Origin of the sequence: Paraburkholderia sp. Tr-20389 (genome assembly GCF_017104565.1) — a bacterium.
GTDB lineage: Bacteria > Pseudomonadota > Gammaproteobacteria > Burkholderiales > Burkholderiaceae > Paraburkholderia.
On the sequence record NZ_JAAGPD010000028.1, the window covers coordinates 52,509 to 75,925 of the forward strand.

General features: G+C 58.5%; 18 protein-coding genes and 2 pseudogenes. 12 read left to right on the top strand and 8 right to left on the bottom strand.

Annotated features, from left to right (window positions below; genetic code table 11):
- The first annotated feature begins 70 nt into the window (after window positions 1-70).
- The 8 genes from G3N95_RS24005 (at window position 71) to G3N95_RS24040 (ending at window position 8,626) form a co-directional block, all read left to right on the top strand.
- Window positions 71-982 carry a LysR substrate-binding domain-containing protein gene (locus G3N95_RS24005; protein ID WP_205972566.1) on the top strand — a complete coding sequence of 304 codons (912 nt, stop codon included), beginning with the start codon at window positions 71-73 and terminating at the stop codon, window positions 980-982.
- Between the two features lie 106 nt (window positions 983-1,088).
- Window positions 1,089-1,958, top strand: coding sequence for a MaoC family dehydratase N-terminal domain-containing protein (locus tag G3N95_RS24010; RefSeq protein ID WP_205972567.1), 870 nt, complete (start codon window positions 1,089-1,091; stop codon window positions 1,956-1,958).
- Between the two features lie 28 nt (window positions 1,959-1,986).
- Window positions 1,987-3,147 (top strand): acyl-CoA dehydrogenase family protein, encoded by a 1,161-nt coding sequence (locus G3N95_RS24015; protein WP_205972568.1) that lies wholly within the window; start codon window positions 1,987-1,989, stop codon window positions 3,145-3,147.
- A 10-nt stretch (window positions 3,148-3,157) separates the two neighbouring features.
- Complete coding sequence (locus tag G3N95_RS24020) at window positions 3,158-4,336, top strand: CaiB/BaiF CoA-transferase family protein (RefSeq protein ID WP_205972569.1); 1,179 nt, start codon at window positions 3,158-3,160, stop codon at window positions 4,334-4,336.
- A 27-nt stretch (window positions 4,337-4,363) separates the two neighbouring features.
- Window positions 4,364-5,731, top strand: coding sequence for an MmgE/PrpD family protein (locus G3N95_RS24025; RefSeq protein ID WP_205972570.1), 1,368 nt, complete (start codon window positions 4,364-4,366; stop codon window positions 5,729-5,731).
- Window position 5,732: 1 nt separating this feature from the next.
- Window positions 5,733-6,560, top strand: coding sequence for a CoA ester lyase (locus G3N95_RS24030; RefSeq protein WP_205972571.1), 828 nt, complete (start codon window positions 5,733-5,735; stop codon window positions 6,558-6,560).
- A 20-nt stretch (window positions 6,561-6,580) separates the two neighbouring features.
- The gene (locus G3N95_RS24035; RefSeq protein WP_205972572.1) at window positions 6,581-8,059 is read left to right on the top strand and encodes an aldehyde dehydrogenase; all 1,479 of its coding nucleotides are present in this window, start codon (window positions 6,581-6,583) and stop codon (window positions 8,057-8,059) included.
- Window positions 8,060-8,209: 150 nt separating this feature from the next.
- Window positions 8,210-8,626: a PaaI family thioesterase gene (locus tag G3N95_RS24040; RefSeq protein WP_205972573.1), complete on the top strand. Its 417-nt coding sequence runs from the start codon at window positions 8,210-8,212 to the stop codon at window positions 8,624-8,626.
- 417 nt (window positions 8,627-9,043) lie between these two features.
- On the opposite strand, the gene G3N95_RS24045 is transcribed toward G3N95_RS24040, so the two are convergent.
- From G3N95_RS24045 to G3N95_RS24080, 8 genes are all read right to left on the bottom strand, one after another.
- A complete protein-coding gene (locus tag G3N95_RS24045; protein WP_205972574.1) occupies window positions 9,044-10,843 on the bottom strand; it encodes a methyl-accepting chemotaxis protein in 1,800 nt (599 codons plus the stop codon).
- Window positions 10,844-11,327: 484 nt separating this feature from the next.
- Window positions 11,328-11,801, bottom strand: coding sequence for a VOC family protein (locus tag G3N95_RS24050; protein ID WP_205972575.1), 474 nt, complete (start codon window positions 11,799-11,801; stop codon window positions 11,328-11,330).
- Between the two features lie 74 nt (window positions 11,802-11,875).
- Window positions 11,876-12,682 (bottom strand): NAD(P)H-dependent oxidoreductase, encoded by an 807-nt coding sequence (locus tag G3N95_RS24055; RefSeq protein WP_205972576.1) that lies wholly within the window; start codon window positions 12,680-12,682, stop codon window positions 11,876-11,878.
- 309 nt (window positions 12,683-12,991) lie between these two features.
- Entirely contained in the window at window positions 12,992-13,717 is a 726-nt protein-coding gene (locus G3N95_RS24060) for an ABC transporter ATP-binding protein (protein ID WP_205972577.1), read from the bottom strand.
- On the bottom strand, window positions 13,710-14,561 hold the full coding sequence (locus G3N95_RS24065) for an ATP-binding cassette domain-containing protein (protein ID WP_241018864.1): 852 nt from the start codon (window positions 14,559-14,561) through the stop codon (window positions 13,710-13,712). Before G3N95_RS24065 ends, G3N95_RS24060 begins: the two co-directional genes overlap by 8 nt.
- Complete coding sequence (livM, locus tag G3N95_RS24070; RefSeq protein ID WP_205972578.1) at window positions 14,558-15,841, bottom strand: high-affinity branched-chain amino acid ABC transporter permease LivM; 1,284 nt, start codon at window positions 15,839-15,841, stop codon at window positions 14,558-14,560. Before livM ends, G3N95_RS24065 begins: the two co-directional genes overlap by 4 nt.
- Entirely contained in the window at window positions 15,841-16,758 is a 918-nt protein-coding gene (locus G3N95_RS24075) for a branched-chain amino acid ABC transporter permease LivH (protein WP_205972579.1), read from the bottom strand. Before G3N95_RS24075 ends, livM begins: the two co-directional genes overlap by 1 nt.
- A gap of 74 nt (window positions 16,759-16,832) precedes the next feature.
- Entirely contained in the window at window positions 16,833-17,951 is a 1,119-nt protein-coding gene (locus G3N95_RS24080) for a branched-chain amino acid ABC transporter substrate-binding protein (protein WP_205972580.1), read from the bottom strand.
- A gap of 491 nt (window positions 17,952-18,442) precedes the next feature.
- On the opposite strand from G3N95_RS24080, the gene G3N95_RS40620 reads away from it, so the two are divergent.
- The 4 genes and pseudogenes from G3N95_RS40620 (at window position 18,443) to G3N95_RS24100 (ending at window position 23,414) form a co-directional block, all read left to right on the top strand.
- On the top strand, window positions 18,443-18,760 hold the full coding sequence (locus tag G3N95_RS40620; RefSeq protein WP_241018866.1) for a hypothetical protein: 318 nt from the start codon (window positions 18,443-18,445) through the stop codon (window positions 18,758-18,760).
- Between the two features lie 27 nt (window positions 18,761-18,787).
- A pseudogene (locus tag G3N95_RS24090) lies at window positions 18,788-19,131 on the top strand (DDE-type integrase/transposase/recombinase); the annotation flags it as partial.
- A gap of 210 nt (window positions 19,132-19,341) precedes the next feature.
- Window positions 19,342-19,437, top strand: a pseudogene (locus tag G3N95_RS24095) (electron transfer flavoprotein subunit beta/FixA family protein); the annotation flags it as partial.
- A 464-nt stretch (window positions 19,438-19,901) separates the two neighbouring features.
- Window positions 19,902-23,414, top strand: a complete 3,513-nt coding sequence (locus G3N95_RS24100; protein WP_205972581.1) for a pyruvate carboxylase — start codon at window positions 19,902-19,904, stop codon at window positions 23,412-23,414.
- Window positions 23,415-23,417: the final 3 nt, after the last annotated feature.

Genomic DNA, 23,417 nt, shown 5'->3' on the forward strand with positions numbered 1-23,417 from the left:
ATTAGATATTGCGGTTTTTCGTCAATTGGTAGACCATGAAAAAGCAACGAGACTTTTCAGGACACGCAAAATGGGCATGCACTTCGATCTTATTGATCTTCGCCTGATTACCTGCATCGCGGAGACCAACAGCCTGACGCGAGGAGCGGAACGGTTTCACATGTCCGTCCCGGCAGCGAGCACGCGCATCAAGAACCTCGAAGAGAGCATGGGCACGAAGCTGCTCTATCGAACGAGCCAGGGGGTCACACTGACTCCGCCCGGACAGGCGTTCTTGCATCACGCGCGGCTCGTGCTGTCGCAACTTGAACAGTTGCGCGGTGACATGCAGGAATATGCGCGAGGCGTTAAGGGCCATGTCCGTATTTTCGCCAATACGACGGCCACGACCGAGTTCCTGCCCAACGATTTGCGGGACTATCTGGCGAGCCATCCTGACGTCAACATCGAACTCCGTGAGCGCCTGAGTCACGATATCGTGCGCGCTGTCAGTGAGGGCACGGCAGATGTAGGGATTGTCGCGGGCAATGTGCGACCCGAGTCGCTACAGACACTTCCCTATCGATCAGATCGCCTGATACTCGCTGTCTCGACCTCACATCCATTGGCCGAACGTGAATCGGCGTCATTTCGCGACGTTGCGAACTATGACTTCGTCGGGTTGCCCGAGGCCAGTGCAATCCACACATTCCTGATCCGCGTGGCCAGCGATCTGCACACGAAGCTGCACGTGCGGATAGAAGTCGGAAATTTCGAAGCACTGTGCCGGATGATCGAAGCGAACGTCGGCATCGGCGTATTGCCAAGGTCTTCGGCAATACGCTACGCGAAGACCATGCAGATCCGTCTGGTGGAGATTGAAGATGAATGGGCGACCCGTGACCTGCTCATTTGCGTGCGCAGTCTCGATCTCTTGCCCTCATTCGCGCGTGAACTTGTCGATCAATTGACCCGGAAGTGCGCTGGCACGGCGGAAGTCTGACACCGGCAAATAGTTAGGCTCTGCCTAAAGCCCCCTTCTCCACACACAAATTGTAGTCAGCAGTCCGGTGCGTCAATCTATCGTGACTGACGCCAAAGGACTGCAAATGCCCTCCAACAACGATCACCCGCGCTCATGGATCGGTCGCACGCAGACTGAAAGTGAGCTTGTCTCCCCTCGCCTCGCCCAGCAACTGGCTGCCACATTGGACTATCCACGTGCGCCGAAGGCAGGTGAAGCGTTGCCCCCGCTGTGGCACTGGGCTCTGTTCCCGCATATCGCAACGCAATCGCATATCAGCGCGGACGGACATCCCCAGCGCGGCGGGTTCCTTCCCCCTATTCCGCTCCCCAGACGCATGTGGGCGGGAAGCCGGGTCAGGTTCGAGCGCCCCGTTGTGGTCGGTAGCGAGGTGACGCGCACGTCTCAGATCATCGACGTCGCCAGCAAGGAAGGACGGAGCGGGAAGCTCGTGTTCGTGCGCATTCGCCATGAGTTGGAAGATTACGAAGGGCCGCTGATTTCAGAAGAACAGGACGTCGTCTACCGCGAAGCCGCCGCCGAGCCCTTCGCGCCGGCGACAGGCCCGCTTGCCCCGACCGAAACGACGTGGAGCCGGACGATCGTGCCCGACCCAGTTTTGCTGTTCCGCTATTCGGCGGACACGTTCAACGGTCATCGTATTCACTATGACCGGACCTATGCAACCAGCCAGGAAGGCTACCCCGCACTCGTCGTACACGGCCCCCTCACGGCCACCCTGCTGGTCGATCTCGTGACGCGCAACGCACACGATGAGGACGTTGCATCGTTCTCGTTCAGGGCGGTGAATCCTCTTTTCGACAACGCCCCCTTTCAGGTCTGTGCCGCCCGTGCGCCTGATTCGGACGAAGTCAGACTGTGGGCAGTCAATGAGGCCGGCGTTCTGTGCATCGAAGCGACCGCAACGCTGCGTGCATCCGTCGTTGCCCTTTGAACATTGATATGACAGGAGTAGACACAAAGTGACGCACACCATTGACGCATACCAGGACATTCGTGAAGCCGTCCGCGACCTTTGCTCGAATTTTCCGCCCGAGTATTTCCGGAAGACCGACGAAGAGCGAGCCTATCCGGAGACGTTCGTCCAGGCACTGACGGACGCTGGCTGGCTGGCCGCGTTGATCCCGCAAGAATACGGCGGATCGGGACTCGGCTTGACTGAGGCGTCGGTCATCATGGAAGAAATCAATCGCAGCGGCGGCAATTCGGGTGCTTGCCATGGACAGATGTACAACATGGGCACCTTGCTGCGGCACGGTTCGAAGGAACAAAAAGACCACTATCTGCCGCAGATCGCCAGCGGCAAGCTTCGACTTCAGTCGATGGGCGTCACCGAGCCGACGACGGGCACCGATACGACGAAGCTGAAGACAACTGCGGTCCGCAAGGGTGACCGGTACGTCATCAACGGGCAGAAGGTCTGGATCTCGAGGGTTCAACACTCCGATCTGATGATCCTGCTGGCACGGACCACACACGTCGACAAGGTTGCAAAGAAGTCTGAAGGCATGTCCATCTTTCTGGTCGATCTGCGCGAGGCAGTGGGACATGGGATGACTGTGCGGCCCATCCCGAACATGGTCAATCACGAGACCAACGAACTGTTCTTCGACAATCTTGAGATTCCTGCGGACAACCTCATCGGCGAGGAAGGCAAAGGCTTCAAGTACATTCTTGACGGCCTCAATGCCGAGCGCACGCTGATCGCCGCCGAATGCATCGGCGATGGGTACTGGTTCCTCGACAAGGTGAGCGCCTACGTCAAGGAGCGCGTCGTGTTCGGCCGGCCAATCGGACAGAACCAGGGTGTGCAGTTCCCGATCGCCCGCGCATTCATCAACGTCGAAGCCGCGAGCCTCATGCGCTACAAGGCATGCGAGCTGTTCGATGCGAAACAGCCGGCCGGCGCGCAAGCCAATATGGCGAAGTTGCTCGCCGCAGATGCTTCCTGGGAAGCCGCCAACGCGTGCCTTCAGTTCCACGGCGGGTTCGGCTTCGCCAACGAGTACGACGTGGAACGCAAGTTCCGCGAAACCCGTCTTTACCAGGTCGCGCCGATCTCGACCAACCTGATTCTCTCGTATGTGGCCGAGCATCTGCTGGGGCTGCCGCGTTCATTCTAAGGAGGCACTCATGAAACCGCTGGACGGGGTCAAGGTCATCACGCTTGAACACGCAATCGCAGCGCCGTTCTGTACGCGCCAGCTCGCCGACCTCGGCGCGCGGGTAATCAAGGTTGAGCGTCCGGGAGTGGGTGACTTCGCGCGCGCATACGACGAAAGGGTGAACGGGCTGGCCTCCCATTTTGTCTGGTGCAATCGTTCAAAGGAGAGCCTCTCTCTCGATGTCAAAGCACCGCAGGCTGAGGCCATCCTTGACGGCCTGCTCAGGGACGCCGATGTGCTTGTGCAGAATCTGGCCCCCGGTGCCGCAGCCCGATTGGGCCTGTCTTTCGAAGCACTGCACCTAAAGTATCCAAAGCTGATCGTCTGCAACATTTCCGGATACGGATCGGACGGCCCCTACCGAGACAAAAAGGCGTATGACTTGCTCATCCAGAGCGAATCAGGTTTCTTGTCGATCACCGGCGGGCCCGACTCGCCCGCGAAGGCGGGTTGCTCGATTGCAGACATTGCCGCAGGCATGTACGCGTACACCAACATTCTCTCGGCGTTGCTACAACGCGCAAAGACGGGACTTGGGCGCGAGATTGACGTTTCGATGCTCGAAAGCATGGTGGAATGGATGACGTATCCCCTCTACTACGCCTTCGACGGAGCGTCTCCGCCCCCTCGTGCCGGCGCAGCTCACGCGACTATCTATCCCTATGGCCCCTTCCCGGCGGGCGACGGCAAGACGGTAATGCTCGGCCTGCAAAACGAACGTGAATGGGCCACGTTCTGTTCGAAGGTACTGCTCGCGCCTGAACTCGCAACTGACTCGCGCTTTAGCTCGAACTCGAAGCGCGCAGCGGCGCGAGACGAGTTGCGAGACATCATCTGCGCCGCGTTCAGTGAGCTGTCATCAGAGGAAGTGATCCGTCGACTCGACACTGCGCAGATTGCCAATGCGCGAATGAATACGATGGAAGACGTGTGGTCGCATGAACAGCTGAAAGCACGAGGACGCTGGACGACCGTCGGAACGCCGACCGGTGATGTCCCGGCGCTGCTGCCACCGGGCATCGCTCATGTCGAAGAAATGCAACTGGAAGCCGTTCCGTCTCTCGGTCAACACACGGAAGCGCTCCTCCTGGAAATGGGCTATATGCCTGAAATGATCCGTGACCTACGCAATGCGGCTGTTATTTGATGACATCATCTCGTCCGGAACCATGACATGACCAATACCGAAATCCTGGCTGCGTTCGCGGCCAACCTGAAATACGAACAGATTCCCACCGAAGTCGTACGACGCACCGAAGACCTTTTCCTGGATTGGTTCGGCGCAGCGTTGGCGGGACGCGGCGCGCGCCCGGTGGAATCGATCCAGAAACTCGCGCTGGATTTTGGCCCGCAGTCGGGCCCCTGCGAAATCCTCATATCGCGTCGGACTACAAGCCCGCTGTTTGCGGCCATGGTAAACGCCGCCGCGTCGCACCTCGCAGAACAGGATGACCTGCACAACAGTTCGGTGCTGCATCCGGCCACGGTTGTTTTTCCCGCAGCATGGGCTGCGGCTCAGGCGCTGGGACGCAGTGGCAAGGAATTCATCGCGGCCTCAGTCGCCGGCTATGAAGTTGGCATCCGGATCGGCGAGTTTCTCGGCCGATCGCACTACAAGATTTTTCACACGACCGGCACGGTCGGCACATTGGCCGCCGCAGCCGCCGTCGGCAGCCTGCTTCGTCTCGACGAGGTGCAGATGCTTCATGCCTTCGGTTCGGCGGGCACACAAGCGGCCGGATTGTGGGAATTTCTGCGCGATGCGGCAGATTCCAAGCAGTTGCACACCGCGAAAGCCGCGGCGAACGGGCTGCTTGCAGCCTACCTTGCAGCGGACGGATTCACCGGCGCGGAGGACATTCTGGAAGGCGTCAAGGGTATGGGCGCCGGTATGTCGGCGCAGACGCACCCACAGAAACTTGTCGACCGTCTGGGCGAACGTTGGGCGCTCGTCGAAACGTCGTTCAAGTTCCACGCTTCCTGCCGGCACACTCATCCCGCCGCGGACGCTCTTCTCGATGTGTTGAGGCGCGAGAAGCTTTCTCCTGGTGACATCGACACGGTCGTCACGCATGTGCACCAGGCCGCGATCGACGTTCTCGGACCGGTCACGGATCCGAAGACTATTCACCAGGCAAAGTTCTCGATGGGCACCGTCCTTGCACTGGCCGCCGAATACGGTCACGCAGGCGTTCGCGAGTTCGACGCACACTACAAGGAAAGCCGTATCGCGCGGTTCCGCGACAAGGTTTCCATGGTGCTCGATCCCGAAGTCGACGCGGCCTACCCTACGCGCTGGATCGGCAAGATCACCGTGCAGACAAAGGACGGACAGACATTCACTGGCCGGATCGACGACCCGAAAGGCGATCCTGGCAATACGCTGTCGCGCGCCGAGCTCGAGCATAAAACCACGACGCTGGGTCTCTACGGTAACGCAGCCGCCGAGGATGAAATCCAGCATGCGATTGCGTCAGTATGGTCTCTTGCAGATTACCCCGTCGTTCCGCGGCTGCTTCCTGAAGTCACACTGGAGTCATAACATGGCTGACCTCGCCCCCCGCTCATATCTTTTCGTTCCGGGCAACCGGCCGGACCGGTTCGCCAAGGCGGCCGCGTCGGGCGTCGATGTGGTTGTCATCGATCTGGAAGACGCTGTTCCTCCCGAAGAAAAGAAAGTCGCTCGCGCTGCGCTATCAGAGTGGCTTTCCGCAAATGACACACCGATTACCGTGCGTGTGAACGACGTCAACAGCGAGTGGTTTCGCGACGATATCGGCGTGTGCCGCGCGCCCTCCGTAAAGGCCGTGATGTTGCCAAAAACAGAACGAATCGACGATATCTTCCTGTGTGAATTCGCCGGCAAGCCGACGGACATCCTGCCGATGATCGAGACGGCCCAAGGGTTTCGGAACGTCGCCGCAATCGCCCAACATCGCCTGACGACTCGACTCGTATTTGGCAACGTCGACTTCCAGCTGGATCTGGGCATCGACGGCGACGATGAGCAACTGTTGTATTTCAGATCGCAAATCGTGCTGGCCTCGCGAATCGGCAACCTTCTGGCGCCGGTTGACGGCGTCAGCATCACCCTCGACGACACAGCGCAAATCGAACGCGACACACTGCGCGCCCGGCGGTTGGGATTTGGGGCCAAGCTTTGCATTCATCCCAAACAGGTCGCAGCTGTCAACGCGGCCTTTGTCCCGACAGCAAAGGACGTGGAATGGGCCACGAAAGTAGTCGCTGCGGCAGCCGCGTCGCATGGTGCGGCTGTCGCTGTCGATGGCCGTATGGTCGATCGGCCCGTCATCCTGAAGGCTCAGGAAATCCTCGCTGAATCGCAGCGGCGCGTGCCTGTCGCGGCCTGACATAAGTGGAGCGTTTACTCATGCAGCAATTCGAGATGTATATTAACGGCGAGTCTGTGTCCGCCTCCTCGGGCGAATGGTTCGATACCGAAAATCCGTTCACAGGCGAAGCATGGGCGAGGATTGCCAAGGGCACTACCGCCGACGTGAACCGCGCAGTGGAGGCGGCTCATGCAGCGTTCACGACTGGGCCGTGGGCGGAGATGACGCCAAGCCAGCGTGGTCTCCTGCTGCACCGTGTGGGCGACCTTATCGCACGGGACGCCAAGCGGCTAGCGGAGCTGGAAGTGCAGGACAACGGCAAGCTGATGGCCGAGATGTACGGGCAATGTCAATATCTCCCGCAGTGGTATTACTACTTTGGCGGTCTTGCGGACAAGATTCAGGGCGCGGTCATCCCGCTCGACAAGAAGGGGTACTTCAATTTCACCCGCAATGAGCCGCTCGGCGTGGTAGCCGCGATAACGCCGTGGAACTCGCCCCTGCTCCTCGCGACCTGGAAGATTGCTCCCGCTCTGGCTGCGGGCTGCACTGTCGTCATCAAGCCGTCGGAATTCACTTCGGCATCCACAATCGAGTTCGCAAAGCTGTTCACCGAAGCCGGCTTTCCGCCTGGCGTCGTCAATGTCGTCACCGGGTTCGGCAAGGATGTCGGCTCTCCGCTCGTTGAGCATCCGCTCGTCAAGAAGATCACGTTCACGGGCGCAGACTCGACAGGACGCGCCATTAACGAGGCCGCCGCGCGCCAGTTCAAACATGTCAGTCTCGAACTGGGTGGCAAGTCGCCGAACATCGTGTTCGAGGACGCGGACCTTGAAGACGCCGTGAACGGCGCCGTATCGGGCATTTTCGCAGCGACCGGTCAGACGTGCATCGCGGGCTCACGACTGCTATTGCAGGACAGCATCTACGATACCTTCGTCGATCGCCTTCTGACACTTGCGCGCACAGCGAAAATGGGCGATCCATCGAAAATGGACACACAGGTCGGCCCGGTGACGACGCGCCCGCAATATCAGAAGGTCCTGTCTTATATCGAGACCGCGAAGGAGGATGGGGCAACGCTGTTGCTCGGTGGCAAACCCGGTACAGCACCTGAATGCGGTCGCGGCTGGTTCGTCGAACCGACGATCTTCGGCGACGTGAAAAACAGCATGCGAATCGCACAGGAAGAAGTATTCGGTCCGGTGCTTTCGATCATTCGGTTCAAGGATGAAGACGAAGCCGTCGCCATCGCCAACGATGTGCGGTTTGGCCTGGGTTCCGGCGTATGGACCAAGGACATCGGCCGATCCATCCGGGTAGCGGAAAAAATCCAGGCCGGCATGGTCTGGGTCAACAGCTATCGCGCCGTAAGCTACATGTCCCCTTTCGGTGGCTACAAGGACTCCGGGCTCGGGCGCGAGAACGGTATCGACGCGATCCGCGAATACCTGCAGACCAAGAGCGTGTGGATCAACACGGGCGTGAAGACGGCAAATCCGTTCGTCATGCGATAAACGAAAGGCTCAACGGCGAAGCGGCCATTGAGTACATCTACACCAAAACGCCCCCGCGCTTCACATGAATGGGGCGTTTTACATTCGGACCAATACTGCATCAGATGCCGCGCAATGCGCTGCTTTCATGCTTCTAACGCGATAGACCAAATGTCCCCCCCTCCTCTTGCGCAAGCGTTCACACTCGACAATCCGTTCCTTGAAAACCTAGGCGTGCGCCTGTCGGTTTGGCGCGAAGGCTACGCGGAGCTGGATATGCCGATCGATGCAACCAAGCTCAATCGCCAACGCGTTCTTCAAGGTGGAGCAATTGCCACGCTGCTGGACGCAGCCGCCGGTTACTCGGGACTCTTCACCGAGCCGGGGGAAGCCGCGCGGCATGCCTTCACCCTTTCCCTCACGACGAACTTCCTCGACAAAGGTCTCGGGCAGACCGTTACGGCGATCGGCAAGCTGGAGCGAAAGGGTCGATCGATTTTCTTTGCGCGTGCCGAAGCGTGGATTGATGACACGCTTCTCGTTGCCACTGCGCAAGGGACGTTCAAGTATGTAGGTGCCTCACGCTAAGCGCCTCTTCAAGGCGCGGTGCGGCGCGCATGCGACGTGACCATTCCGGGGACCACGACGAATGCGGCATACGGACAAACAAGGCCTTTACCACAAGGTAGCAAGCAACAGGATTGCGGGGTCGATCCGTGCCTGGTCCGCTGAATCACCGCTGGGCGCATAGAGTTCACGCTCGATTCCGGCCAGCGGGTTGAACAAGGCGGCACAGCAAGTCTTCAGTTTTTTCCCGAAAGACACAGCCGCGCGACTGTCGATTGCGTTTGAGCGAGGGGGTGTCACGTGTGACGGACGCATAACATAGTCTCCTAGGAACGGGCCACCGAAACTTCGATCACCCTGTTTGTCTATGTGCGGGCCGCAAGGAATTAGTTCTTGAGGCTCTAGTTCGCTTGAGTGTTCGCCTGGCGCCATATCCGGTCAGTCTAGTTTGAACTGGCTGACTGAAGTTGCGAGACTGCCGGCCTGTTCCCGAAGAGCACTTGCAGCGGCCGTCGACTGCTCTACGAGCGCAGCGTTTTGCTGCACCATCTCGTCGAGCTGGCTCACCGCGCGATTCACTTCCTGTATGCCACGAGTCTGCTCGTCGGCTGCATGGGTGACCTCCGCGATGATTGTCGTAACCCTCGAGACATTCGCAACGATCTCATTCATCGTTTCGCCTGCTTGCCGCACCTGCGTCGAACCGGATTGAACACTTGCGACTGTGGACTCGATCAAGTCCTTGATTTCACGCGCCGCGTGGGCGCTGCGCTGCGCGAGACTGCGCACTTCGCCGGCCACGACCGCAAAGCCACGTCCATCTTCGCCGGCGCGCGCCGCTTCGACTGCAGCGTTCAGAGCCAGGATATTAGTCTGGAACGCGATGCCGTCGATAACGCCGATGATGTCCGCGATTTTCACTGAGGCGTTTTCGATCTCGCCCATTGTCGTCACGACTTCCGCGATCGCCTCGCCGCCGCGCGATGCCACGCGCGACGCAAAAGCGGCGGTCGTGTCGGCCTCACGCGCAGCACTCGCAGATTGTCCCACGGTGGCGGTGATTTCTTCCATCGACGCGGCCGTCTGCTCGAGACTCGCCGCTGCCGATTCTGTGCGGCCCGAAAGATCTATGTTGCCAGCAGCGATTTCATCTGATGCAACTCGTACGGATTCACTCGCTTCCCGAATCTCCAGCATCACGCAACGAAGCATGTCCATGAACGAATTGAACGCACGCGCAATCTGCGCTACTTCGTCACCGCCATCTGCCGGCAAGCGCTGTGTAAGATCACCTTCGCCTGCGCTTATTGCCTCCATCGCGTTGCGCACCTTGGCGAGACGTTGAAACGAAGCTGCCGTTACCGCCGCGACCACGCCCGCCGCCAAGCAGCTAATCACGATAAGCGCAATCACTGATGCGTGCAGTAGCGATCGCATTCCCGACGTGGCATCCCACTTGTCGAGTGCGACCACGATACGCCAGTCGGTTCCAGGGACCACCTCCGCTCGCACGAGTTTCGTGCTGCCGGCGATCTTTACATCCACTGGGAGTGCTGCATTGAGGGCTTCTGCGATCCGTTCGAGCGTAAGATCGGGCGTAAGAACCGCAAGTGGCTTCAACGTCAGTTTCTCGTCCGGATGCGCGATGATTTGTCCGCTGCTGTCCACAAGCATGCCGAAACTGCCAGGTGTCGGACGAATGGCCTTCACATTGGCGATCACGCTGTCCATTGCAACATCACCGGATACGACGGCCTTGACGACCCCGTCACGCACCACTGGGGCTGCGAACGCCACCACGAGCTTGCCGGTAACAACATCGACATACGGAGGCGTGACTACTCCTCTGCCGGCCGCTGCAGCCTGTTTGTACCACGGTCGGCCAGTAGGATCGTAATCGGCAGGAACGCCTGCTGCATCCGAAAACCTCGCTGTCTTGTTGGCATAACCGACGTAGACATTAGTGAACCCTCCCGCAGCTGCGACATGCTTGAGCGCGGGGACTGGATCGGATTGCAGCACCGCATCTTGCAGAGATCCGATCATCTGTCCGTGTATAGCCGCCCACTCAGCGATGGCATTGGTATGACTTTCTTCGACGGCGACCAACGTACGGCTAACTGCATCAAGGTTGTAGCTGTTGGCAACATAGTAATTAAGGCCTGCATTTGCCATCAATGAGGCAATTACGATGACGACACAAAGCGCGACGATACGGGCGCGGATTGACGTGAACATGGGTTAAGAGAACAAGGAAAAAAGTGGCTTCTTGAGATCTAACTACGACATTTCTTTAACTGACACCATTTCGTGCGCTCCTGATCCTGTTCAGGACAAACCCTGCGCACCTAGCCTTCCGTCGATCGGCACGATGCTTTCGCACTGCAGTCTGGCGCCTCCCTGGTCAGGCCGCGCGGCCACCCTCTCCCTCCAAGCTATTCCCGATGACGGTCTGGTCGATCAGTTGAAGAGATGAAGTCGGAAACGGTGTATCCGTCCGCCGATATCGACAGATCCATTACCAGCGCCGGGGACCCCGTCCAGCATCGAACACGGTCTGTACGAGCGGCGGCGCGCGCTGCACCGTCGTGCTCCGGGGAAACGACGGTTGCAGTGAGCGCCCCGGATAGTCTGGGGACGCGTACCGGCGCATGCGGGTGCGAACTTCGTCTTGAACGACAGCTCGCTACGTTGAGCAGCGGACTACACTGTAATGGCGCTGTTAGGCTTTAATGCCCTTATTCGCTTGAGCGCTTGCCTTGCGAACCACCAGCGTTACGCCTGCTCCTTTTTCGGCCGTGTTGAAGTAGGTAAAGCCGCTTCGATCGTCAAGACGCCCCGATCCAAGGAGGGGTAGACCTGCATCGACACCCTGCTGCTGGGCCGCATCAACATCGTCAACCATGAATCCCAGATGGAACACACCTTCACCACACGTGCCCAGGAAGCGACGCTGCGGCGTATCGCCCTGCCCCGGTTGACACAGCTGAATTTGCACGTTGTCGCACGTCGCAAACTTGTAGCGCAGCTGCAGGAACGCTTCGCGGTTATAGCCGTTGAGTTCATAGGCATCCATCGGCGGGAAATCTTTCCACGGACCCACACCGGTGGACTCATAAAACTTCACCGCATCCTCAATATCGCGCACGACGATGCAAACATCGTGCAACTGCCGAAAAATGCCAAGGTCTTTCATTCGCAACCTCACCTACGTTTAACCACAACGGTCGCACGCGCGAGCAGCGCGTGCATCGCCTCGTGATGATCAGTTCAGCCAGCGCTTGCGAACTTGCGGGTGAATTCGTCAGCCGCTTCATCGTGCGCCTGCCCTGCACCAGGATTCCATTGAAAACCCGAGCGGGCGATCACACCGGGCTTCAGACGTTGGTCCGGACCGTAGTCAGCGAACGGGTGGAAGAACAGTGGGTCCGCGTTCTCGATTTGATGAAGGCGCGTCGCATAGGAGTCGAGATATGCCTGACGCTCGTCCGCCGACACCCGCGACGGCATCCACGATACGTGCGGAGGCAGGACCTCGAAACCGAGGTAGCGGAAGATACCATTGTGAATCGGCCAGAGAATGTGATTGATCGCCCCATCGACGCCGTCGGGCTCATACAAGCTGGAGGCGGTGCCCGTCGTCGTCGATATCATCGCTTTCTTACCGTTGAACATCCCCGTGTCGTACTTGCGGCCCGTGGCGTAGGCGAACCCGCGCGTCATCACGCGATCAACCCAGCCCTTCAGGATGGCAGGCATGCCGAACCACCACATCGGATACTGAAAAATCACCATGTCGCACCAAAGCACCTTCTGCTGTTCCGCGTGAACATCGGGTGTTGGCGGTGTCGACGTCGTGAACATGTGTTCCTGTTCGACCGAGAGGTCGAGGAAGTCGTCGTTCAAACGTTCGCCTACGAAATCGTCGACGTTCAGCTCCGCGCGCCAGTTCAGCTTGTACAGATCACTGACCTGGACTTCGTGACCGAGCGACTCCAGTGTCGCGACGGCGGTGTCCTTGAGCGCGCCGTTGAACGACTTCGGTTCGGGGTGTGCAAATACGATGAGGACTTTCATCCGATAACTCCCGACTTTCTTCGTATTGGAGGCGAGTCATTAACGCTCGTCTTTCTTCATGTTTCTCGCCGAGGATGGCTCCCCGCTTTTCGAGCTTGTCGCGCAGCGATGACGTCACCTCTTGATCGTCATTCTGCCCTGTTCACTGCTCTTCGGCTTGAACCGGTTCAAGGCTGGTGGTGCGGTATTCTGCACAATCGGCCACCGCATGCTGACGGGACATCACCCAACGCTTTCGCCATGCCGTGCATGAGGCTTCGATGAGGATGCGGATATCCGCCGGATACCCGCATTTACCATGCCGCGAGGTCAGGCCGCGTCCAGCTGAGCCGTATCACCTTCCAGATAGGCTGCGCGCACCGCAGGGTTGGCGAGCAACTCGCTTCCCGAACCCTCCAGCGCGATTTCCCCATGCTGGAGAACATATCCGCGATGGGCTACGCGCAATGCGTGGTGTGCATTCTGTTCAACGAGCAGGATCGTCATGCCCATCTGCTCGTTCAACTCTTTGACCACGGAGAAGATCTTGCGGATGAAGAGCGGGGCAAGTCCGAGCGACGGCTCGTCAAGCAGCAGCAATCTCGGGTGAGACATGAGGGCCCGTCCGATAGCCAGCATCTGCTGCTCGCCTCCCGACAGGGTTCCCGCGCGCTGTGAGGCCCGGCTCTTCAGAATCGGAAACATCTCGTACATCCCATCGAGATCCTTCGCAGTCGTCCGCCGATCCGCCGTACAACCCATCAGCAAGTTCTCGAGGACAGTCATCCGCTGGAAAATGCGACGCCCTTCAGGCACCACCGCAATGTCTAGTCTCCCAATCGCATGCGATGGAAGCTTCGATATATCCTGCCCCTCGAACAGGATCCGGCCACCGCTCGCGCGCGGGACACCGAAGATCGAATTCATCAGCGTTGACTTTCCGGCGCCGTTAGCACCGATCAAGGTAACGACTTCGCCTTCGTTGACCTGGACGTTAACGCCGCGCAGCGCCTGAACGCTTCGATAGTGCGCGCTCACATTCTGAATTTCAAGCATGAGCCGACCTCTCATGGGACATCGGTTCGTCCGATGACGAATCATCGTCTTCGCCAAGATAGGCACTGATGACGTCCGGATTGGATTTGATCTCGGCCGGGCATCCTTCAGCGATCTTCTTCCCGTGATTCAGAACAACGATGTGGTCGGAAACCTTCATGACAACGCTCATGTCATGCTCGATCAAAAGAATGCCGATGCCCTGCTCTTTTGCGAGCGACCTGAGAAGCGCCGTCAGTTCCGCGGATTCACGGGGATTCAGCCCAGCGGCAGGCTCATCAAGGCAAAGCAGGATTGGTCCAGCACACATGGCACGCGCAATCTCCACCCGGCGTTGCACGCCGTAGGGCATATCGCCGGCGGCCTTCTCGGCCACGTCCCGTACACCGAGCCGCCCCAGCCACGTCAAGGCGTTGTCAATCGCCTGCTCACTCGCACGCCGGTACGATGCCAGGTTGAGCGCGCCCGCGATCGAGAAACGTGAGGCCTCCTGCAAAGTATTGTGCTGCGCGACCATAAGGTTTTCGAGCACCGTCATACGGGGAAACAGACGAATGTTCTGGAAGGTGCGGACAACCTGCGCAGTGCGCGCCACATTGACGCTGCGCATCGTATCCAGACGCAGTTCACCACGCCGCGGATGAGACAAGGTGAGCGCGCCCCGTGTTGGCCGATAAAACCCGGTCAGACAGTTAAAGAAGGTTGTCTTTCCCGCGCCGTTCGGACCGATCACGGACGTGACCTGAGCCGCTTGCGCGCGCATCGAAAGGTTCTCGATTGCGCGCAAACCGCCGAATTGCATGGTCAGTTCTTCAACGCGAAGCAAAGGATGATCGATTGTCATTGTTTTACCTCCGACGGCACGTTGATGGTGGCACGACGGTGGCTAATCAGCCCGCCCGGTCGCACTATCATGATCAGCACCATCGCCACGCCGAACGCGAGCATGCGGTATTCTGAAAAGTCACGTCCAAGTTCGGGCAATACCACCAGGACGGTCGCGGCAAACACCACGCCAAGTTGGCTGCCCATACCTCCGAGTACCACGATGGCCAGAATGGTGGCCGACTCCGGAAACGTGAAGCTCTCCGGCGAAATAAAACCCTGACGCGCAGCGAAAAATACGCCAGCGAATCCGGCAAGCATTGCGCCCGTCGCGAACGCTGAGAGCTTGACGTTGGTCACATTGATGCCCATCGCCTTGCAGGCGATCTCGTCCTCGCGCACGGCCTCCCACGCTCGACCGACCGGCAACCGTCGAAGTCGGTTAACAAGCAGGCTGGTCAGAAGCGCCAGTCCGAGGATGAGGTAGTAAAGAAAGACGACTCGCTGTCCCGGGGTGTAATCGATTCCGAACACACTCGAAAAGGTCGCCCCCTCGGCGGAGGCGGCCATCGGCAACCCGAAAAACGTTGGCTTCGGAATCGACGAGATGCCGTTTGGCCCGCCGGTAAGATCGCCCCAATTCACCAACACCAAACGGATAATTTCCCCAAAACCCAGCGTGACGATCGCCAGATAGTCGCCACGCAGCCGCAAGGTCGGATAGCCAAGTACCATACCGAACAATGCAGCGAGGGCACCAGCAACCGGGAGGGCCTCCCAGAAGCCAAATCCGAAGTGCGTCGACAGAAGCCCATAGGTATACGCACCGACGGCATAGAAGGCGACATATCCCAAGTCGAGCAGCCCGGCAAGACCTACGACCACGTTTAATCCCCAGCCTAGCATCACGTAGATGAGTACCGTAGTAGCCGTATCGACCACGTATCTATTACCTGCAAACAGTGCGGGTAACAAAACGGCAAACGCGACACATCCGGCGCCCACCCACGCGAGCGCACCATTACCCGCGACACTTGGAGCGGGACGTGTCGCTGCCCGTCGCTTCGGGACAAGGTTCAGCCGGTGCATCACGGTCTGGAGGGCGAACCGTCCCGCAAATGCGATCGCGATAAACGCTGCCAGCAGCGGCCAACGAGTCTCAACCTGTAATCCGTGCATGCCATCCCGTGTCGTGAGGCCAAGCAACGGAAGACCAATCAGTCCGGCAATGACGGATGCCCAGAGGGCATCGCGTACCCTCAGTGACAGGCCAGATTCTTTCATGATGGTTGCGCTCATTACACTTTCTCCACTTCCGGGCGTCCAAGCAAACCTGAGGGACGAAACATCAGAACAATGATCAGGATGACGAACGTTGCAACGTCTTTGTACTCGGGCGAAAGATAAGCCGCCCAGAATGCTTCGATGAGTCCAATGATGACGCCACCAAGCATTGCTCCCGGCAGAGAACCGATGCCGCCCAGGACTGCGGCAGTGAACGCCTTGATGCCCGCCTGGAAGCCGATCGAGAAGTCCACTACACCGTAGTAGAGCGTCACCATCACACCAGCGACCGCTGCCAGGCCCGCACCGATCATGAAAGTCAACGCGATAATTCTGTCGACGTTGTAGCCGAGAAACTGCATCATGCGTTGGTCCTGTTCACACGCGCGCTGTTGCCGGCCGAACGGGGTTTTGTTGATAAAAAAGGTGAACCCGCACATCAGCAAAACCGTTACTGCGACGATCAGAATTTGCGTGTACGAAACGTACGCGGCATGATGACCTTCTTCGGCAATCAGGTTCACGCCACCCGTCACCAGCGGCTGGATTGATTTTACGCGTGCACCCTGTGTGATCTGCACTGCGTTCTGAAGGAAGATGGATATGCCGATAGATGAAATCAGCGGTGCCAGACGGCTCGAGCCGCGCAGCGGACGATAGCCGACCCGCTCGACCGTCCATCCAAATGCCGCTGTGAGTGCGATACAAACGACAAGCGTGATCGCGATACTCGCGACCACCGACGATATGCCGGAGCTCGCCACCAGTGTGAAGCAGGTCACGGCGATGAAGGCGCTGACCATATAGATGTCGCCGTGCGCAAAGTTGATCATGCCGATGATGCCGTACACCATCGTATAGCCGATCGCAATCAAGCCATAGATGGCACCCAGGGTGATACCGTTAATCAGTTGTTGCAACGCCTGGCTCATGTCTACTCCGGTGAGGCTTGTTCGGAGGCGGCGCAACATACACGCACCGCCTTAATTCATGCCAGTCCAGGCGCCTACTTATTCACATACTCGTAGTTGTTGCCTTTCCATCGATAGACGGCGTAGCCAGGGCTTTTGAGATCGCCCTTCGCGTCGAAGTCGACCGGACCCACGACGGTGTTGAAGCTCGCGTTGTGCAGTTGTTTGACGACAGCCGCGTAATCCGTCGAGTTCGCGCGTTTCGCGGCGTCGGCGAAGACCTGCATGGCGGCGTACGAATACAGCATGTAGCCTTCCGGTTCGATCTTTTGCGCGCGCAATGCTTCCACGACTTTTGCCGCAGCAGCGTTCTTTCGCGGGTCTGGCGGGAAGGTGAAGATGACCTTGTTGATTTCGGGTCCCGCAGCATTGACCAATTCGTTGTTGGTCAGGGTATCGCCACCGATCAGCGTCAGCTTCAGGCCCGCCTGCGCCGCCTGCCGCAGAATCAGCGCGACCTCCTGGTAGTAGCCACCATAGGCAAGAACCTCGACGCCGTTTGCCTTGAGCTTGCTAACGAGGCCCGAGTAGTCCTTCTCGCCTGCCGTGATCGATTGACGCAGAACGACGGAGGTCTGCTTTGCCGAAAGTTCCTTGGCAATTTCGTCAGCGAGACCACCGCCGTAGGCAGTCTTGTCGTCGACGACGGCGATCTTCTTCCCCTTGAAATTCGCGGCGATGTAGTCGCCCGCTACCTGCCCTTGTTGATCGTCCCGGCCAGTAATGCGGAAGATGCCTTTGATGCCGCGCTCGGTGATTTTCGGGTTAGTCGAAACTGTCACCTGAGGGATTTGAGCATCGTTGTAGACATCCGATGCGGGCAACGTCGAACTAGAGCACCAGTGTCCGTCGACGAATGCAACCTTCTTGTTCACGAAGCTGTTGGCGACCGAGACAGCCTGCTTGGGATCACACACATCGTCGCCCACGACCAGATCCACTTTCTGCCCAAGCAAGCCACCGGCCGCATTGATGTCCTTCACAGCCTGCTCGGCGCCTTTCCGGAACTGCTCGCCGCCCGACGCATATTCGCCCGTCATTGGACCCGCAACCCCTACAACGAGGTTTGCAGACGCGGCAACTGACCAGGTCAACGCAAGGCCGCCCAACCCGATTCCCGCAACTATGTTCATTGAATTTTTCAGGCCGTTCATTCCCATCTCCAAGTGCACGCTTTCGATGCGGAAACGATCGGGGCTTGCTTCGATCGTCTCCTGTGGGGCCTCGTAAAACACGAGGTTACGTGGAGGTTGCCGAAGCCAAAAACCATCTGGAATTTGATTGTGCGAAAGTTGGGTTTAGGCCGCGCCTAATGATGCGAAAACCCTTCGCTCCATCCCGGAAAACTGCACATTCTGGCACTAAGGTTGCCCGATGGCGGCGTTTCTCAAGCTGCTAGTGAAAACCCCAAGACGCTGTGCTGGACAATGAATTGGGGGCGTGCGGGATCCGATGCAACTGAAACTTCCCTGTCGCCGAGGAGCGTCAACACATCCAATTACGCAGTCACTGAAACTGGTCCGTAATGGGACTCTTTTGAACCTTCCCGTCCTGGATAACCCATTCGACCGTTTTGTTCGATCGCGAGAGCACGCCGATATCAACGAGAGGATCGGCGGCTTCGTCGTCAATGGAGCAATTCGGGATGTATCCATCCATTCACCAAGATCGCCTGCCCGTGTTCGCGGCCGGTGCAACGCACCGCGGCCCCTACAAGGATGGCCCAGGTGCGATTAATGTCCCTGCTGCAGTATGGGGGATGTGCGTCGAACCCGGTGACCTCATAGTCGGCGACGCGGATGGCCTGCTCTGCATCCCATTTGATCGGGTCGATCAGGTTCTTGCCGCCGCTCAGACGAAGAGCGCGGGCGAAGAAAAGACGCTCGCCGAGATCGCGGAGGGGCGACTCGACACGAGTTGGATCGATGAGCGGTTGCGGTCACAAGGCTGCGCAGGTATTTGACCGGTCCGAACCTCTAAACGAGGACGCATTGAGTTCATCGCAAATGCAGCAGACGTGATTCTGACGTGCGCGCGTTGTTATGTGGCGTATCCGCTGAGCCTTTGACACCTGGAAGAGACGATGGCGGAGCGTGGAACCCCGGTCGACCAAAAGGCCTTTCGCCGCCATGAGAAAGCCGTCGGTCGGAGCTGGCGAATGGATGAAACGGATATCAACGTCCACGGCTAGTGGAATTACTTGTACCGCGCAGTCGACGAAAGGAGGCTAACACGGTGGATTTTCTGCTGCGCCCCCATCGTGACAAAGCTGCCGCGCGACGCTATTTCGAAAAGTCAATCGAGCAAAACGGTGCCACTGTCAGCATGAAGCGACACGCCGTCATCCATAACAGCGTGCCCTGGCGACATCGTTCATCCAATTAGTGATTCCGCAACGCGTTGTTAGCTTTAGGTTAACGATTCTGTCGCTGGCGATCGAAATCAAAAGTGTTAGACGCGTTGAAACGCGCCGTTTTCGAATGGGGAATTCCCTCCGCTAGCGGTAGTGAGCAAACTTGTCACCAACATGATTCGAGGACGCTCTTGAAAATTTTGGTGCCAGTCAAACGTGTCATCGATTACAACCTGAAGGTGCGCGTGAAGTCGAACAACACGGGCGTCGACATTGCGAATGTGAAGACTTTCTTCCGCACGAAGTGTGCGCGTGAGGCAGTTGAAGGGATGAACCAACGAACTCTAAGGAGCAGGTCAATCATGAAATACGGTGCAGAGGTGCAGGATGCGGCCCGAGGCGATGACGGGCTGAATAATGCGCAGGACGGTCTAGACCGAGACGGTCGCAATGTGCCGTCAGATTCGGTCAGAAACTGGGCGTGGACCACCTCGCACAGTCAGTACGATTGGATGGACTCACATGCGCCGTTCGCGTGCGTCGACTAGATTTTGAGTGCAGTGGTGTTCGCGGGTTTCTCGTGCCACCAGTGCCCGGGGCTTTCCCTATATTCACGCGGCATCCGCTTAATGGGGTTTTCCGTCCCGTTCGCATTGTAATCCTGAGTGGCTTTTGAGACCGTCGATCAATCGCCTGCCTAATGCCGCGCGACGCGTAGATGTAGTTTGCGTCCAAACAAACAGTGCTTATCATGAACCAATCTCCAATCCGATCGTTGCTGATTGCCAACCGTTCTGAGATCGCGATTCGCGTATTGCGTGCGGCCGCCGAGATGGACATCCGCACTGTTGCGATCTACTCAAAGGAAGATCGCCTCGCGCTTCATCGCTTCAAGGCCGACGAAAGCTACTTGGTGGGCGAGGAGAAAAAGCCCTTAGCCGCATACCTTGATATAGATGACATTCTGCGTATTGCGCGGTTGGCGAAAGTCGATGCCATACATCCGGGCTATGGCTTTCTTTCAGAGAATCCAGATTTTGCACAAGCCGTTATCGATGCGGGCATACGTTGGATCGGACCGTCGCCGAAAGTCATGCGCATGCTTGGGAACAAGGTGGCTGCACGCAACGTTGCTATCTCTGCGGGCGTTCCGGTCATGCCTGCCTCGCCCCCCCTTCCTCGAGAACTCGACGAATGTAAGCGACTTGCGGTCGAAATCGGTTATCCACTGATGCTCAAGGCAAGCTGGGGCGGGGGTGGGCGCGGCATGAGGGTACTGGAAAGTGAACTCGAGCTTGAGTCAGCGATCGTCGGAGCCAGACGGGAGGCGCTAGCCGCGTTTGGTAGCGACGAGGTGTATCTGGAGAAGCTTGTGCGCAATGCCCGCCACGTCGAGGTGCAGGTGCTGGGCGATACACACGGAAACCTAGTGCATCTCTATGAACGCGACTGCACTGTTCAGCGGCGCAACCAGAAGGTCGTGGAGCGGGCTCCAGCGCCGTATCTCGATGACGGCGCCCGTGCAGTGCTCTGCGAGTCGGCACTGCGTCTGGTGCGCGCTGTCGGCTATACGCATGCAGGGACGATTGAGTTTCTGATGGACGCAGACTCAGGCGAGTTCTACTTCATCGAAGTCAATCCGCGCATCCAGGTCGAACACACGGTAACCGAAGTCATTACCGGCGTCGATATCGTCAAGGCCCAAATCCGCGTCACTGAGGGCGGGGCCATAGGACTTGTGGACGACGTCCTTGACCAAGATGGTGTGGTCGAACAACGTGCAGCGGGCGTGCCAGCACAAGCGGAGATCCCTCTGAACGGCCATGCCCTTCAGTGTCGCATCACGACAGAGGACCCTGAAAACGGCTTTCTGCCCGACTACGGACGGCTGACCGCATACCGGGCAGCATCAGGATTTGGTGTCCGTCTCGATGCCGGCACAGCATACAGCGGAGCAGTTATCACGCCGTACTACGATTCACTGCTTGTCAAAGTGACGACTTGGGCGCCGACGGCAGCTGAATCAATCCGGCGGATGGACCGCGCGCTGCGCGAGTTTCGGATTCGCGGTGTCGCGTCGAACCTTCAATTTCTCGAGAATGTCATCAATCATCCCGCTTTTGCGCGAGGCGAACTAACGACGCGCTTCATTGACCTGACACCGGAACTGCTCGCTTTTGCGAAACGCAGGGATCGCGCTTCGAAGCTGCTGCGCTATCTTGGTGAAGTGTGCGTCAACGGACACCCGGAAATGAAGGGCCGTTCATTGCCCACGTTGCCGCTACCGCAACCGGTGCAACCAAAATTGGCCGCTGTCGGTACTATACCTGCGGGTACACGAGATCGTCTTAAAGAATTGGGCGCTGAAGGATTTACGCGCTGGATGCTGGACGAAAAGCGGGTGCTACTTACCGATACCACGATGCGCGACGCGCATCAATCGCTCTTTGCCACGCGAATGCGCACGGCCGACATGCTACCGATCGCTCCGTTCTATGCCGGAGGGCTATCGGAGCTGTTTTCGATGGAGTGCTGGGGCGGAGCGACTTTTGACGTGGCACTCCGCTTTCTCAAGGAAGACCCATGGCAGCGTCTTGCGCAGTTGCGCGAGCGCGTGCCTAACATCCTGTTCCAGATGCTCCTGCGCGGCTCGAACGCCGTGGGCTACACGAACTACGCGGATAATGTTGTTCGCTTTTTCGTGCAGCAGGCGGCGGATGCTGGCGTCGACGTGTTTCGCGTGTTCGATTCGCTCAATTGGGTGAGCAATATGCGTGTCGCAATTGACGCTGTACGGGAAAGCGGAGCGCTGTGCGAAGGGGCAATCTGCTACACAGGCGATCTGTTCGACGCTTCTCGCTCGAAGTACAACCTCAAATACTATGTCGGGATCGCCCGCGAATTACAGCGCGCCGGCGTGCACATTCTGGCCATCAAAGACATGGCGGGCATCTGTCGTCCCCACGCTGCTGCGGCGCTCGTGAAGGCGTTCAAGGAGGAGACAGGCCTGCCCGTCCATTTCCATACGCACGACACCAGCGGCATTTCGGCCGCTTCGGCACTCGCCGCGATCAATGCCGGATGCGATGCCGTGGACGGCGCGCTCGATGCGATGAGCGGCCTCACGTCGCAACCGAACTTGTCGAGTATTGCTGCTGCACTGGCAGGGACCGAGCGTGATCCCGGGCTCAGTCTTGAGCGGCTGCACGAGGCGTCGACGTACTGGGAAGGCGTGCGCCGGTACTATGCACCATTTGAATCAGAAATCAAGGCCGGCACGGCCGACGTCTACCGTCACGAAATGCCGGGCGGCCAGTACACGAACCTGCGCGAGCAGGCACGATCGCTTGGAATTGAGCATCGCTGGACAGAGGTGTCGCGCGCGTACGCCGACATCAACCGGGCGTTCGGCGACATCGTAAAGGTCACGCCGACCTCTAAGGTGGTCGGTGATATGGCATTGATGATGGTGGCCAACGATCTGAGCGCTGCTGATGTCTGCGACCCCGCGAAGGAAATTGCTTTTCCTGAATCAGTGGTGTCCCTTTTCAAGGGAGAACTTGGGTTCCCCCCCGACGGATTTCCAGCGGAGCTGTCACGCAAGGTGCTGCGGGGCGACCCGCCCGTGCCATATCGTCCAGGAGATCAGCTTCCGGCAGTCGATCTGGAAGCGGCGCGCGCGCAGGGCGCGGTAGCCTGCGAACAACCGCTCGATGACCGTCAGCTCGCTTCGTACCTGATGTATCCGAAACAGACGGCCGACTACTATGCCCACCTGCATTCGTACAGCGACACTTCCGCACTGCCTACGGCTGCGTTCCTGTATGGCCTGCAACCGCAAGAAGAAGTTGGCATCGATATCGACGCCGGAAAAACGCTGCTTGTGTCGCTGCAGGGACATCACAAAGATGTCGACGAAGGGGTGGTGAAGGTCCAGTTCGAACTGAACGGTCAGTCGCGCACGGCCGTCATCGAGCAACGTAATGCTGCGCAGACGGGGCCAACACGTAAGAGCCGCCCGATCGCCAACCCGGAAAATCGTTTGCATGTCGCCGCACCGATGCCGGGCCTGATCGTAACCGTGCCGGTTCAACCGGGGCAGCGCGTGTCGGCGGGCAGTACGCTCATCGCACTGGAGGCGATGAAGATGGAGACGCATATCGCCGCAGAGCGCGACTGTGAGATCGCCAGCGTGCATGTGCAGCCGGGTGAACGCGTTGCAGCAAAGGACCTGTTGATCGAATTGAAAACGCCAGCAGAATGAAGC

Bases quoted from the DNA above. Each gene is read 5' to 3' on its own strand.
- G3N95_RS24005 (WP_205972566.1), top strand. From the start codon at position 71: ATGGGCATGCACTTCGATCTTATTGATCTTCGCCTGATTACCTGCATC.
- G3N95_RS24080 (WP_205972580.1), bottom strand. From the start codon at position 17,951: ATGAACGGCCTGAAAAATTCAATGAACATAGTTGCGGGAATCGGGTTG.
- G3N95_RS24045 (WP_205972574.1), bottom strand. From the start codon at position 10,843: ATGTTCACGTCAATCCGCGCCCGTATCGTCGCGCTTTGTGTCGTCATC.
- G3N95_RS24020 (WP_205972569.1), top strand. From the start codon at position 3,158: ATGAAACCGCTGGACGGGGTCAAGGTCATCACGCTTGAACACGCAATC.
- G3N95_RS24025 (WP_205972570.1), top strand. From the start codon at position 4,364: ATGACCAATACCGAAATCCTGGCTGCGTTCGCGGCCAACCTGAAATAC.
- G3N95_RS24010 (WP_205972567.1), top strand. From the start codon at position 1,089: ATGCCCTCCAACAACGATCACCCGCGCTCATGGATCGGTCGCACGCAG.
- G3N95_RS24075 (WP_205972579.1), bottom strand. From the start codon at position 16,758: ATGAGCCAGGCGTTGCAACAACTGATTAACGGTATCACCCTGGGTGCC.
- G3N95_RS24035 (WP_205972572.1), top strand. From the start codon at position 6,581: ATGCAGCAATTCGAGATGTATATTAACGGCGAGTCTGTGTCCGCCTCC.
- G3N95_RS24060 (WP_205972577.1), bottom strand. From the start codon at position 13,717: ATGCTTGAAATTCAGAATGTGAGCGCGCACTATCGAAGCGTTCAGGCG.
- G3N95_RS24040 (WP_205972573.1), top strand. From the start codon at position 8,210: ATGTCCCCCCCTCCTCTTGCGCAAGCGTTCACACTCGACAATCCGTTC.
- G3N95_RS24065 (WP_241018864.1), bottom strand. From the start codon at position 14,561: ATGACAATCGATCATCCTTTGCTTCGCGTTGAAGAACTGACCATGCAA.
- G3N95_RS24100 (WP_205972581.1), top strand. From the start codon at position 19,902: ATGAACCAATCTCCAATCCGATCGTTGCTGATTGCCAACCGTTCTGAG.
- livM (WP_205972578.1), bottom strand. From the start codon at position 15,841: ATGAGCGCAACCATCATGAAAGAATCTGGCCTGTCACTGAGGGTACGC.
- G3N95_RS40620 (WP_241018866.1), top strand. From the start codon at position 18,443: ATGTATCCATCCATTCACCAAGATCGCCTGCCCGTGTTCGCGGCCGGT.
- G3N95_RS24030 (WP_205972571.1), top strand. From the start codon at position 5,733: ATGGCTGACCTCGCCCCCCGCTCATATCTTTTCGTTCCGGGCAACCGG.
- G3N95_RS24055 (WP_205972576.1), bottom strand. From the start codon at position 12,682: ATGAAAGTCCTCATCGTATTTGCACACCCCGAACCGAAGTCGTTCAAC.
- G3N95_RS24050 (WP_205972575.1), bottom strand. From the start codon at position 11,801: ATGAAAGACCTTGGCATTTTTCGGCAGTTGCACGATGTTTGCATCGTC.